12 protein-coding genes are annotated in these 12579 nt (G+C 59.0%); 10 read left to right on the forward strand and 2 right to left on the reverse strand.

Translation table 11 applies throughout. From position 1 onward, the window contains the following. Both BV034_RS18210 and BV034_RS36740 read right to left on the reverse strand, forming a co-directional pair. Positions 1-446, reverse strand: a 446-nt coding sequence (locus tag BV034_RS18210) for a hypothetical protein (protein ID WP_265593148.1), incomplete at its 3' end; no start/stop codon positions are given. Positions 447-562: 116 nt separating this feature from the next. Continuing rightward, a complete protein-coding gene (locus BV034_RS36740) occupies positions 563-1561 on the reverse strand; it encodes a helix-turn-helix domain-containing protein (protein ID WP_050028423.1) in 999 nt (332 codons plus the stop codon). A gap of 375 nt (positions 1562-1936) precedes the next feature. On the opposite strand from BV034_RS36740, the gene BV034_RS18220 reads away from it, so the two are divergent. The 10 genes from BV034_RS18220 (at position 1937) to BV034_RS18265 (ending at position 12541) form a co-directional block, all read left to right on the forward strand. Continuing rightward, a complete protein-coding gene (locus BV034_RS18220) occupies positions 1937-2599 on the forward strand; it encodes an outer membrane beta-barrel protein (protein WP_050028424.1) in 663 nt (220 codons plus the stop codon). 94 nt (positions 2600-2693) lie between these two features. Beyond that, a complete protein-coding gene (locus BV034_RS18225; RefSeq protein WP_050028425.1) occupies positions 2694-3452 on the forward strand; it encodes a DUF2092 domain-containing protein in 759 nt (252 codons plus the stop codon). A gap of 270 nt (positions 3453-3722) precedes the next feature. Then, complete coding sequence (locus BV034_RS18230) at positions 3723-4517, forward strand: outer membrane beta-barrel protein (RefSeq protein WP_050028426.1); 795 nt, start codon at positions 3723-3725, stop codon at positions 4515-4517. Between the two features lie 250 nt (positions 4518-4767). Continuing rightward, entirely contained in the window at positions 4768-5589 is an 822-nt protein-coding gene (locus tag BV034_RS18235) for a DUF2092 domain-containing protein (RefSeq protein ID WP_050028427.1), read from the forward strand. An 18-nt stretch (positions 5590-5607) separates the two neighbouring features. Then, positions 5608-6285, forward strand: a complete 678-nt coding sequence (locus BV034_RS18240) for a DUF6515 family protein (RefSeq protein WP_050028428.1) — start codon at positions 5608-5610, stop codon at positions 6283-6285. 21 nt (positions 6286-6306) lie between these two features. Then, on the forward strand, positions 6307-7575 hold the full coding sequence (locus BV034_RS18245; RefSeq protein WP_050028429.1) for a hypothetical protein: 1269 nt from the start codon (positions 6307-6309) through the stop codon (positions 7573-7575). Positions 7576-7622: 47 nt separating this feature from the next. Then, complete coding sequence (locus BV034_RS18250) at positions 7623-8492, forward strand: transporter (protein WP_265593149.1); 870 nt, start codon at positions 7623-7625, stop codon at positions 8490-8492. Positions 8493-8776: 284 nt separating this feature from the next. Beyond that, entirely contained in the window at positions 8777-9754 is a 978-nt protein-coding gene (locus tag BV034_RS18255) for an HAD family hydrolase (protein WP_050028430.1), read from the forward strand. Between the two features lie 28 nt (positions 9755-9782). Beyond that, on the forward strand, positions 9783-11099 hold the full coding sequence (locus tag BV034_RS18260) for a hypothetical protein (RefSeq protein WP_265593150.1): 1317 nt from the start codon (positions 9783-9785) through the stop codon (positions 11097-11099). Between the two features lie 23 nt (positions 11100-11122). Beyond that, the gene (locus BV034_RS18265) at positions 11123-12541 is read left to right on the forward strand and encodes a DUF1254 domain-containing protein (protein WP_050028432.1); all 1419 of its coding nucleotides are present in this window, start codon (positions 11123-11125) and stop codon (positions 12539-12541) included. Positions 12542-12579 lie beyond the last annotated feature (38 nt).

The raw sequence follows: 12579 nt of genomic DNA on the forward strand, positions 1-12579 counted from the left end.
ATGGTGAAATCATCGAACACACGGCGAAGCTGGGCCATGGCCTCCGGGCGAGGCTCGTACTTCTTCATTCCCTGGGTCGGCAGTTCCAGCTCCTGCCCCAGCATCTCCAGCGCCATCTCCTGCAGGTACTCCCGGGATACCTGCGTTGCCACCCAGTGGGTGTCGCGCTCCGCCCGGTAGGCCAGTTCGGAATGCTCTGCAAAGACGACGATCTGGCCGGTCCGCACTTCGGTCCCATTGATCCAGCATGGACTCAGGAGGTCCCGGATGAACCCGATGCAGAGGCGGTCGTCACTGAATTCACCACGCACCCACGCCTTGAAGCTGTACTTCGCGTGATCCAGGAGCACCACTCCATCCTCCCAGTGCTCATGAAGCACATCGCAAGGCTCATTGCCCATGAGAAAATGCTCCAGCTTGCTCTGCGAGACTACGTCCGCGAGCATTTCGGGATCAAACCGATGCAGCCGAAGGGTACGGTAGAGTGTTGTTCCGCCCATCGCGTGGAAAAATAACGAATGTTTCGGCTTATGTCCATACGACTTTAGGCCAATTACCCTGGCTAATACACAAGGGATCTGAATATCGACTCCTGTTGATCAATTGCGCGCCGTTCGTGTTGGCGGGTCCGAACCGGCAGCTCGCCAAACAGATCGCGGTATACGGCAGAAAACCTGCCAGGATGGGCAAATCCGCAAGCGGCCGCCACCTCAGCCACCATCCCAGCCCGCTCCGTGCCGCGTCCCAGTTTGCGGTGGGCGATGTTTAAGCCCATGTACTGGCGCCACTTTTTTGGGCTCATCCCAAAGATCTTCTTAAACTGCAATTCCAGGCTTCGTTCGGATAAACCGACTGCTCTGGCGAACTCGTCACTTGAGTAGCTTTCCGACAAGTGAGCCGCGAGATAGAGCTCTGCGAGCTTCACCATCTGCAAAGCCTGCTGGCTCCGACGATCATCCTGCTTGGGACGAGACACGCAGGCACCACGGATGGCCCGCACCAAAGTCTGCAAAAGGATCTCGATGCCCTGGTCCGCAAGCTGGCCCCCTTTTTCGAGCAGACTACCACAGAGGTCAAAGGCCTCACCCACATCCCGCCGTGCTTCTTCACCAGGGTAAAGGTTAACCATCCCATGCGCAGGCAGCCAGAGAGCATGCCCGAGGTGCCGCTTTGCCGCCATCTCCAGCACAGAACGTGAGATCTGCACCAACGCGCATCGGGAATGGGGGTAGATCCTGCAAGCAAGATCTGCGGACTCCGCATAGATCTGCAGGTCTGAAGTGGTCACTGCAAAGCCGTTGATCCAGCAGGGGCTCTCAAGCTCCCTGAAGAAGCCGATGCACAATCGGTCGGCACGAAACTGTCCCCGCACCCACTCACCAAAGCTGAACCGCATGTCGTCGAGCACCAACCCTCCATAGTCCCGGTGCTCATGCAGAAACTCATGGGCCGCACCTTCCAGCAAAAAGTAGTCGAACACCCCGTGAGAGACAGCCATGCCCATCTGCTCGGGAGCGAAGTGATTAAGCCGGACCAACCGGTAGGTAAAAGGCGTCTTCATGACCCGATGGCCAATGTCACACAGAGGAGTTTTTCCACTCGCCTTCCACACTCACACCAGCCTGGGTGTGGATGCAAAAGCTCGCCTCAGAGTGCCGGGAGATCATCGCCCGGTTCCTCAAGAATGGAATAGTCCAACGTGACTCACTCGTCACCGGAAATCCCCCTTCTCCTCCCACAATTTCGGAAATTGGCTAGAATTCTGGCTAATCGTTTTGTTAAGATGCATGCGCCTGATGAAGCCATCGGGACCGCCGCGTGTTGGCTTATCCTACGATGGAATCTTCACCTCCCCGGCGGGAGTAACACTAATCTGGGTGAATTGCCACAGGCGTACTGCGCAACCGCACCCTCGACCAACAAACATAGTACAACCATGAAGATCAAGACCTTCCTGCTGGCAGTTGGCCTCACCCTGGGCCTCTTTGCCACCGATGCAATGGCCGGACCCGTCTCCTACAGTGGGAAGGGCCCTGTGAATCCTCCTGTCACTCCTCCCCCTCCGGTGGGATTCTGGTACGGCCAGATACACGGGGGTGTCTCCTGGCTGGAAGATGTGGAAGCTGAGGGCGCAAGCCTCAGCTTTGATGAGGGCTGGGCGGTCAGCGGTGCCGTCGGCTATGAATGGGCATCAGGCTTTGCCCTCGAACTTGAGGTCGGCTACCTTCAGTCCGAGACGGGAGACTTCCACTATCGCGGTCTTGACCTCGGGGTGGATACAGACTTCCGCCAGGTGCCGATCCTCTTCAGCGGCCTCTATAGAATCAAGTTCACGGATCGCCTCTCATTGCAAATCGGTGCCGGTGCGGGCATCGCCTGGAGCGAGGTAGACGGTAATTCCATAGAGGGCATTCCGGTCCGCTTTTTGGAAGATGACTGGAACTTTGCTTTTCAGGCCAAGGCGGTGCTTGCGTATGCGATCACTGAAACCATCAATCTCGATCTCTCCTACCGGTTCCTCTACACGGCGGACGCATTTGCCGGTGCAGACGATGGGATTGCCAACATTCTTGGCGCAGGTCTGACCTTCAAGTTCTGATCGCCAGTATTGCTTCCGTTCCGGAGGGCCGGGTGCCCTGACTCCTGACCCTCCGGAATCCCCCCCGATCTCAAGATGTGCCAGAGGTTGTCTCATGAACCCCCGCATGCTGCACATTCCCCGTTTCAGCATAGCGGCCCTGGCCGCAGTGTTTTCGGCGTGTAGTGCCCCGGTGGGAGAACCAGCCCTGAGGGACAAGAAGAGTGCCACCGTGCTCAAGGCCATGTCCGCGAAACTGGCGGCAGCAGACACGCTCGGCTTTGAGGCAACCCGGTCTGTGTACCCTAGCTCTCACGGAAGGCTGGGTGTCCCAGAGCATGCCCAGTTGAACGGTGTCGTGAAGCGCCCGGGCAGCCTATGGCTTGATGGGCATTCCAGCGAAGGACGTCGCACCGTGGTCTATGACGGCCGGCAGATTGTGTTCATCGATCATCGCGCCGGAACCCATGCCCGTACTGCCGCCTCGCCCACACTGGATGCTGTCTGCTATTGGTTCGCCTCCCAGTATGGCTTTCTCCCCCCTTTGGCGGAACTTCTGGTAAACGATCCCGCCCGTTTTCTGCTGGATGGCGTCAAGCGGGGATCCCATGTGGGAACAGAGTGGATATCCGGGGTCAAATGTGACCACCTCACCTTTCGCCAGCCAGGCCTGACCTGGGAACTCTGGGTGGGGGTGGACGACTCGCTGCCCCGTCAATTTGTCCAACGCTACTTCTCCGGAGCGAGCGGAGCACGAACTGTTTCCACCACCATTCACCGTTGGATCCTGAATCCTCGCGTGCCCGCAGACAGGTTCCAGATTCGAATTCCATCCGGCAGCCGCAAAGTGGATCTGACCTCTTTGAAACCGTGACCTGCCCAAACATGCATCACGCGTCTCACCTCCTTCGTCCCCATCGCCGTGGAGATGCTCCTGCATCATTTCATTCGCGGCTCTCGCCCAGATTTTTTCCAACCCTTTTTCGGAATCTGGATAGATGCATCCACCCGCATATGCTAATATCACCATGCTTTTGATTAATAGGCGTAATTCCAGGAGCTTTCTGGCAGTACAGATGAGGCGCACTATCCAGGAAAAGATCAGGGTCAGGAAGCATCTGGCAGCAGTCCAATTATTCTCCCCATGAAATCCACTCTCCTCCCCGTCCTGGCCCTGGCATTGGCCGCCGCATTACCTGCCTTTGCTGGCAGCCCCGTCACCTCGGAAAAATCCGTCGTGGTCCCTCCCGCTCCGCCCCAACAAGATGAATGGTACTTTACCGTTGCGGTCTATGGCTGGTTGTCTGCTGTGGATGGCACCACGGGAGTGGGACCCACCTCCGTCAGCGCCGACACCAGCATCTCCGATCTCATTGACGAGTTTGAATTTAGCTACATGTCCTACTTTGAACTGGGCAAAGGGCGCTGGAGCCTGGGAGTAGACGCCATCTATGGCAAACTCTCCGACGACGCAGCCTTCGCCTTCGGAGAGGTGACCGGCAGTGCCGACGTGGAGCAGGAGCAGGCATGGATCACCGCCCGTCTCCAGTACACGGTCTGCAAGACCGACCGTCACAAGCTGGATTTGTTCGCGGGAGTCAGATGGACCTATGTGGATGTGGATATCGACATCAACACCAACCTCGGACCCGGTGTCAATCTGGGCCTGACCCGCGACTGGTTCGATCCCATTGTTGGCTTTCGCTCCGTATGTGACCTGAGCGACAAATGTTTCCTCCAACTCATGGGAGATATCGGTGGATTCGGTGTGGAGTCAGACCTCACCTGGCAGGCCCTTGCGGGATTTGGATATCGCTTCACACCGAAGCTGAACGGCCTGCTCGGCTACCGTGCCCTGGGAGTGGACTACGAGAAGGACGGCTTCAAGCTCGATACCACCTCCTACGGGCCCGTCATCGGCCTCTCCTACACCTTCTAGCCCCTCTTGCCAGATCAAGTGGCCGCCAGGTCCACGACCACGCTGCCACCTGATAACTGGACTCATCTTCGTACTCAGTTGCTGAAACTTTTCGAGTCAGACCAGGAGTAACCTTTTGTAGTTCATCGCTGTGAACCACCCGACCTCCGGGCGGTTCCACCTTCGCCCCTCGCAAAGGAGAGGGGCTTCGGCTCATTTAGGTTATTTCCTATAACGCCATTTTACCCCCCCCTCTCCCGCTTCACCTACTATGAAACCCACCCTGTTCACCTGCGGCCTCCTGCTCCTGTCCGGCACTGTGCCGGGCCTTTGGTCACAGGAAGCCCCCCCTTCCGCGGCCAAACCGGCTGCCAGCCCTGATCCCAGAGCCCTGGCCATCATCTCGCGTGCCTCAGACTATCTGGCGGGCACCAAACAATTCTCGACCAGCATCGATCTCTCCCAGGATCTGGTGAACGACAAGGGCAGCAAGGTCCAGTTTACCAAGCAGGTGGATGTGAAGTTACGGCGTCCCAACCGTCTCCAGGTGGACATCTCCACCACCATCCCCAAGCGAAGCTTTTGGTACGATGGGAAAAGCGTCACGCTCCTGGATCATCGGGAGAACTTCTACGGCACCAGCCCGGCCCCGGACCAGATTGACGCCATGATTGATCAACTGGAGGAGTCACTGGGCGTGGTCTTTCCCCTGGATGACCTTCTGCTCACCAAGCCTCTGGTGACCCCTGCGGCAGCCGCCAAATCTGCCTCGTATCTGGGCAAGGAGCGCATCCTTGGCAAGACCTGTCATCACGTGGCCTTCCAGCATGACGCCATCGACTGGCAGGCATGGGTGGAGGATGGGCCCAAGCCCCTGCTCAGGAAGGTCATCATCAACTTCAAGCTCGATGATGGCAGCCCCCAGATCACCGCTCTGCTGACGAACTGGGATCTCGGCACCAAGCTTCCGGATTTTGTCTTCGCCTTCGATCCCCCAGTGGGTGCCAAGAAGATCAACTTTCTTCCACCAGACAAATCCAAGGCCGCCGCCATTCCCGGGGAGGCTGCGGATAAAGAAACTCCCTCCAAGTAAACCCTGCCTGCGCATCATATGAAATCCATTTCTTCCTCCCGCCCCCATGGCCTCCCGCTGCTGGTCACCATTGTCGGGGTTTCCGTTCTGAGTGCGCCTCCAGCGAGATCGGACTGGCATGGCCATGCCAGCATCCACCGCTCTGCCAACGTGGATGTCCACGGCTGGCGGGGCGGAAACGTTGACATCCACCGGGATGTGCACCGTGACGTGGACGTTCATCGCGACTATGACTGGGATCACCATGATCACTTCTGGGGCGGAGTTGCGGTGGGTGCAGCCGCCACCGTCGTGACCGGTGCCATCGTGCACTCCCTGCCGCCCGTGCACGGTACCGTGGTGGTGGCCAACACGCCCTACTACTATTCGTCGGGCGTGTACTACAAAACAGCACCGTCGGGAGGTTATGTCGCCGTCGCTGCCCCGGTGGGAGCCATCCTCGCCGCTCTCCCTCCGGGCTCGCTTCCTGTCCCGTTTGGTGCGCAGACCTTCTTCTACAACAACGGCTGCTACTACGTGCAGCAGGGCACCACCTTCGTGGTCCAGCCCACCCCCATTGGCATCGTCGTTCCCACACTGCCGCCGGGAGCCAGTGCCAGCGTGATCAACGGACAGACTTATTTCCTCCACCAGGGGGTGTACTACCAGCCGGTCTTCCAGAATGGCGTCACGGTGTACACCACGGTGAAGATCTGACTTTCGTCCTCCCACGTGCTCATGCAAACCCTCTCCCTACTCTGCATCTCCTGGGGCTCCCTCGCTGCGCTGGCACTCCTGCCAGCCAGCGCCCAATCGCCCGTCCCCCCACCGCCGTTCGAGTCCCCTCCCGTGCTGGATGCGGCCACCATCCTGCTACCCCAGTATGTTCAGGGGCCCTACCACACGGTACGGCCCCAAGTGCCCACCTACGCAGGACGCAATGCCTACACGCTGGACTCCGAGTTTGGCACCTTCTACGCCACGGGCAATTCGGAGCTCCTCATTCGCATCTCCGAGATCAACGCCATCGCCCAACTCCAGTCCATCTCCAAATCGGACGAGTACGCCAAGGCCCTGGAAAAGGCCGCCAAAAGCCCGGTCAACTTTGCCAAGAACCTGGCCACTCACCCGGTGGAAACCATCTCTGGCGTTCCCAAAGGGATCTTCAAGTTCATCAATCGCACCGGCCAGGCTGTAAAGGAGGCCACTGAGGACCGCCCGCACAACCCCTATGAGGACAGCAAGGTGGAGGGAGCCATCGGCTTCTCCAAGGCCAAGCGCGACCTGGCAGTGCGGCTGGGCGTGGATCCGTATTCCTCGAACCCGACCTTCCAGAAAGCGCTCAACGGAGTCGCCTGGGCCTCCTACGGTGGCAACATGACCCTCACGGCCGCCCTAGCCCCTGTCGGCGGAGGCGCCGGGACCGCCATCACCACCGTGCAGGTGAGTGATACGGCCATCCATGCCATCCGTGACAGCAGTCCCAATGACCTCCGTCGCGCCCACTCAGAGACGCTTGGGAAGATGGGAATCTCGGCCCCCCTCATCACCGCCTTCCTCAACAACCCAGCTTACTCCCCCACCCGACAGGCCGAGTTGGTGATCGCCCTGCAGCAGCTCCAGGGCGTCGCCGGCCGCGATGGTTTCCTCGACGCTGCCAGCACCGCTGATGATGAAGATGATGCCTTCTTCTACCAGCGCAGCGCCCACCTCATGGCCCAGCTCCATTCCGGCACCCCGCTGGCCACCATCTACACCTCTCAAGATCTCCCTGTCTGTCACGCCAAAGACGGCACGGTGATCGTGCCTCTGGAGTGGGACTATGCCTGCTGGACTGTCAATGCGGAGAATTTTCTGGAGCACTTGAGAACAGCCAATTACCGGGGCGCGCCGGTCACAGGACACCGCCTGGTCATCACTGGAATCGCCTCGCCTCGCGTTCATGAGGAACTCGCCCGCAGGCAGGTCGGACTTGTGGAGAAGGCTCTACCCAGTCCCCTCCGCTAACCTGCAACCCGCCTTCATTCACCCACAACGTTACTCCCATCATGCTCATGTCCTGCCGCCCCTACACCTCCCTGACCGTTGTGGCTGCCCTTTCGCTGGCCACAGGCTGTCTTCAGGCCGCGCCAACTGCGCCGCCATCCGCGCCGGATGGCTCGATCCAGGCATCCCTCGCGCCGTCTCATGATGCAGGCGACATGGCAGAGATTGCCAAGAAGCTGAACGATCCCACGGCGTCCCTCATCAGCCTCCCCTTCCAAAACAACTTCGACTTTGGTGCTGGACCTGACGGTGATGGATTCCAGTACAAGCTGAACATCCAGCCGGTCATCCCCATTGAGTTGAATGACGACTGGAAGATCATCTGGCGCACCATTCTGCCCTTCATCACGCAGAAGGACATCATCGGCACCACCGATCAAACGGGCCTCGGTGATCTGAACACCACCATCTGGCTCGCTCCTCAGAAGAAGCACGAAGGCCAGCCCACCATTGGCTTCGGCCCCGTCATCCAGTTTCCCACGGCCACAGATGACCTGCTGGGCACAGAGAAGTGGGCCCTTGGTCCTTCCTTCATCTTTGTCCACCAGTCCCATGGCTGGACTGTCGGCATTCTTGCCAATCATCTGTGGTCTGTGGCTGGGGAAGACGACCGGCAAGACCTCAGCGTCACCTTCCTACAGCCTTTCCTGAGCTACACCACGCCCAAGCACACCACGGTCGGCTTCAATCTCGAGTCGGGTTACGACTGGGAGAACGAGCAGTGGACCGTGCCCATCAATGTCTTCATCACCCAACTGGTGAAGATAGGCAAAGTGCCGGTCAGTTTCCAACTCGGCGGCCGATACTATGCCGAGGCTCCAGATGAGGGACCTGAGTGGGGCCTTCGCTTCTCCGCCACCGTCGTGCTCCCGGAATAGTCCATCCTTTTTCGAACTGCATTGCCATGAAACCTGAGGTCATCCTTCGCATCAGGCATCTCCTTCTCGTTGGGCTGGCTGCATACACCCCTTTGGTTCAGGAAACACCCCCAGTGCGGGACACCCATGTTTCAGACGAGCGCACCTCCTCCAGCCCACCGGGACGACGGCCCGGCCCTCTAGCCTACTTGTGCTCAAGTCACTCCAGTACGCAGGAGCTGACCGACGCCCATACTCTTCTTCAAATCTAGCCCCCGAAACAAACACCCAGTGCCCTCCCGCACATGAAAACGTTCCTCGCACTCCTCATCTGGTGTTGCACCGCGAACCTGATCCAGGCTCAAGCCCCCCTGCCCTCCTGGAATGATACTGCTGCAAAAAAGGCCATTGTTGCCTTTGTCGAGAAGGTCACGACAGAAGGAGCCCCCACCTTCGTGCCCGTGCCTGAGCGGATCGCCGTCTTCGACAACGACGGCACTCTGTGGGCCGAGCAGCCGCTCTACTTTCAGGCATTCTTCGTGTTTGACCGCATCAAGGCACTGGCACCGGAGCATCCCGAATGGCAAACCAAGGAACCCTTCGCCTCGATCTTGAAGGGGGACCACAAGGGAATCGCGGCCGCCGGTGAAAAGGGCATGGCGGCCGCCTTGGCAGCCACCCACTCGGGCATGACGACAGAGGAGTTCAGCAAGGCAGTGACGGACTGGATCACCACTGCCAAACACCCGAAGACCGGCAAACTGTACACCGAGATGGTGTACCAGCCCATGCTGGAAGTCCTCGCTTACTTGAAGTCCAAGGGGTTCAAGACCTTCATCGTCTCCGGTGGCGGCATCGAGTTCATGCGCCCCTGGACGGAGCGTGTTTATGGCATTCCCCCTGAGCAGGTGGTGGGCTCCAGCGGAAAGCTCAAGTATGAGCTTCGCGACGGCATCCCAGTCCTGGTGAAGCTGCCCGAGATTGAACTCGTGGATGACAAGGAGGGTAAGCCCGTGGGCATCCAGAGCCACATTGGTCGCCGTCCCTTGATGGCGTTTGGAAACTCGGATGGCGACCTCCAGATGCTCCAGTGGACGGCTGCCGGCCCAGGCAACAGGTTTGCCCTGCTGGTCCACCATACAGACGCCGAACGCGAGTACGCCTATGATCGCACCTCTCACATCGGCAAGCTCGACAAGGCCCTGGACGAAGCCGCTGCCAAAGGCTGGACGGTCGTCAGCATGAAGGACGACTGGGCCCCCATCTTCCCAACGCAAAAGTAATCGAGCCACCTTCGCCAAAGCCCCTGCCATGAGAAGTCCCATCACCGCCGTTCTCTCCTGTTGCATTGTCGCCTGCTCGTGGACGGCACCCTCACTCTTCGCCCAGCAACCGGCTCCTGCGTTGCCAGCACCGATTCCTGGGCCGCCCTCTGTTCAGCAGTACGAATCTGCGGTGTCCCTCAAAGCGAGCCAGATCCTGCAGCCCGCCCTGCTCACCGGACCGCTCTACCGCGTGCGCGAGGACGTGGTGACCGACTGGGGCATGAACACCTATGCCGTGGACAGCTACCTCTATGGGACCTTTCTCGCCCATGGGAACAGTCAGTTGTTGGAGCGTATCGCCGAGCTGAACGCCTTGAAGCGCCTTGATGAACTGATGCAGACGGAGAAGTTCCGCGATGCCGTGGAAGAGGCTGCGGATGAAGAAGAGGACGCCGCAGAAGATGTGGTGCCCCCGTCCACAGACAGCATCAGAGAAGTCCACAGCACAGGCATCGGCAAGTTTTTCCAACGCCTTGGCGACAACATCCGTTCCGACCGAAACGAGGAAAAACAGAAAGATCTTCAACGCTTCCAACGCAAGAGCTCCGCGGGTGTGGCGGAGGCCAAACGCAACCTGTGCCGCAATTTGGGCGTCAACCCCTACACTACAAATATCGCCCTCCAGGGACGGCTGGACGGCATGAGCAGGGCGCTGGGCATCGGAGGCTTCACCATGGTGCCAGGTGCAGCCTCCTCAGATCTGAGCCCCGCCGCACTGCTGAACCGTGCCCGCATCACTCCACAACTGAGCGCGCTGATCTACGACAAAGATGCGAATGCGTTGCGTGAGGCCAATCAACTGGCCCTTCAGCAATCGGGATTGAAGCCAGCAGACGCTTCTGCCTTTCTGACCAACCCGATCTTCTCCCCGTGGCAGCAAACGCAGTTCGTGCTCGCCATGCAAAGCCTCAGCACCGTGCTGGGCATGGATGCCTTTGTCCGTGATGCCACTACCTCCACCACCGAGGAGCAGGACGGAATTTTCTACACGGAGACCGCCAATCTCATGGCCCAACTCAAAGCAGCCCAGTGGCCGATCTCCCGCATCGAACTGCACAACAATGCCCCCTACTGCGTGCTCAAAGACGGGTCCGTCCTCCTCGCCCTGCATTGGGACTACGCCCAGTGGTCCACGACGGCGGAGAAGTGCGCAAACTGGCTGCAAAGCCTGAAGGTGAATGGAAACAAGCCACCTGCCATCACCATCGCCATCAGCGGCGTGGCCACGCAACGCTGCCGCCAGGAGATGGAGAAGCGCGGCCTGCGCCTCCAGGACCGCCAGGATCGCGGCCCGCTGAACTGAACCCAAAAAATCAACAACGGTTTATGAAACGCACTTCACCCAGACTGCGATCGATCATCTTTGCCATCTCAGCTCTCGCGCTGGGTTCGACAGCTTTCGCGGAGAACCTCACTGTTGAAGAACTTCACAAACGATCCATCCATCGCCGGGCGGTCGAGGCTGTCATCTGGGGAATACCAGCGGTGAACTACGAACGCATGCTCCAGGCCACCATCGCCAATGGCGGCAATGTAAACCAGGTCGTCTATTGGTCGCGGCCGGTGAACTGGAAGAACCAAACGCTCACGCCCAATCCGGACACCATCTACCTCAATCCATTTTACGACACATCGAAGGGCCCAGTCGTCGTGGAGATCCCACCGGCCGATGCAGACCATGTCATCGTGGGCAGCTTTGACGTCGCATGGCAGAACGCGCTGGAGGATGTTGGCCCAGCCGGAGCAGACAAGGGTAAGGGTGCGAAGTACCTCCTTACGCCTCCCGGTTACAAGGAGAAAGCACCAGACGGATACATCGTGCTGTCATCGGAGACTTACCGGGGCTTCGTGATCCTCCGGTCGAACTTCAAGAGTCGTAGCGACGCCGACATCAAATCCGCCGTCGAGCACGGCAAACGAGTCAAGATATACCCACTGGGCGGCAACCCCGATTCCACCGTCTTCGTGGACGCGTATGACAAGCCTTTCGACGCGAAGATTCCTTACGACGCAACGTTCTTCGAGCACCTCGACCGCTTCGTCCAGGCAGAGCCGTGGCTCACGCGGGACAAGGTGATGATCGACTCACTGAAGACCATCGGCATCGAAAAAGGCAAGGTGTTTAAACCCGACGCCAAGACGAAGGAGATCCTGGAGAATGCAGCGCGTGAAGCTCACGCAGTGATCGCGTGGAAGTATGAGAACGGATTCGTTCCTCCATTCTTCGAGGGCACACATTGGTCAGTTCCGGTCCCACCAGAGACAAGAGACGGTCTGGGCTCCATGTTCGCCGATCCGAACGAGTACGGGCTTGATGGCCGAGCGGTGATGTACCACATGGCCTACTTCAGCCCGAAGGTCCTGGGGGCGGGCCAGTTCTATCTCATGAATCCCTTCGACCACGCGGGAAAAGCGCTGGAGGGAAATAGGACCTATCGCCTGGCGGTGCCACCGAACGCGCCTATCGAGCAATACTGGTCGGTGACGGCTTACGACCGCGAGACGCATGCTCTGATTGTCGGCATGTCACGCCCGAGCCTCGCGTCGAACGACACCGCAGTTAAGAAGAATCCAGACGGTTCTACTGACGTCTATTTCGGTCCCGAGGCTCCTGCCGGGAAGGAATCCAACTGGGTGCCCACGGACCCGAAGAGACAGTTCGAACTGCTTTTCCGCCTCTACGGCCCGAAGAAGGGGCTCTTCGAGAAGGCATGGAAGCTCTCGGATGTGGAGAAGGTCGAGTGAGGCTCCGTGCAGTCCCATTTTCACACATCGTAGAACCT

The sequence above is a fragment of the Verrucomicrobium sp. BvORR034 genome (genome assembly GCF_000739635.1).
Taxonomy (GTDB): Bacteria; Verrucomicrobiota; Verrucomicrobiia; order Verrucomicrobiales; family Verrucomicrobiaceae; genus Verrucomicrobium.

Excerpts from the sequence above, each read along its gene's own strand:
- BV034_RS36740 (WP_050028423.1), bottom strand. The coding sequence starts at position 1,561 with ATGAAGACGCCTTTTACCTACCGGTTGGTCCGGCTTAATCACTTCGCT.
- BV034_RS18220 (WP_050028424.1), top strand. The coding sequence starts at position 1,937 with ATGAAGATCAAGACCTTCCTGCTGGCAGTTGGCCTCACCCTGGGCCTC.
- BV034_RS18225 (WP_050028425.1), top strand. The coding sequence starts at position 2,694 with ATGAACCCCCGCATGCTGCACATTCCCCGTTTCAGCATAGCGGCCCTG.
- BV034_RS18230 (WP_050028426.1), top strand. The coding sequence starts at position 3,723 with ATGAAATCCACTCTCCTCCCCGTCCTGGCCCTGGCATTGGCCGCCGCA.
- BV034_RS18235 (WP_050028427.1), top strand. The coding sequence starts at position 4,768 with ATGAAACCCACCCTGTTCACCTGCGGCCTCCTGCTCCTGTCCGGCACT.
- BV034_RS18240 (WP_050028428.1), top strand. The coding sequence starts at position 5,608 with ATGAAATCCATTTCTTCCTCCCGCCCCCATGGCCTCCCGCTGCTGGTC.
- BV034_RS18245 (WP_050028429.1), top strand. The coding sequence starts at position 6,307 with ATGCAAACCCTCTCCCTACTCTGCATCTCCTGGGGCTCCCTCGCTGCG.
- BV034_RS18250 (WP_265593149.1), top strand. The coding sequence starts at position 7,623 with ATGTCCTGCCGCCCCTACACCTCCCTGACCGTTGTGGCTGCCCTTTCG.
- BV034_RS18255 (WP_050028430.1), top strand. The coding sequence starts at position 8,777 with ATGAAAACGTTCCTCGCACTCCTCATCTGGTGTTGCACCGCGAACCTG.
- BV034_RS18260 (WP_265593150.1), top strand. The coding sequence starts at position 9,783 with ATGAGAAGTCCCATCACCGCCGTTCTCTCCTGTTGCATTGTCGCCTGC.
- BV034_RS18265 (WP_050028432.1), top strand. The coding sequence starts at position 11,123 with ATGAAACGCACTTCACCCAGACTGCGATCGATCATCTTTGCCATCTCA.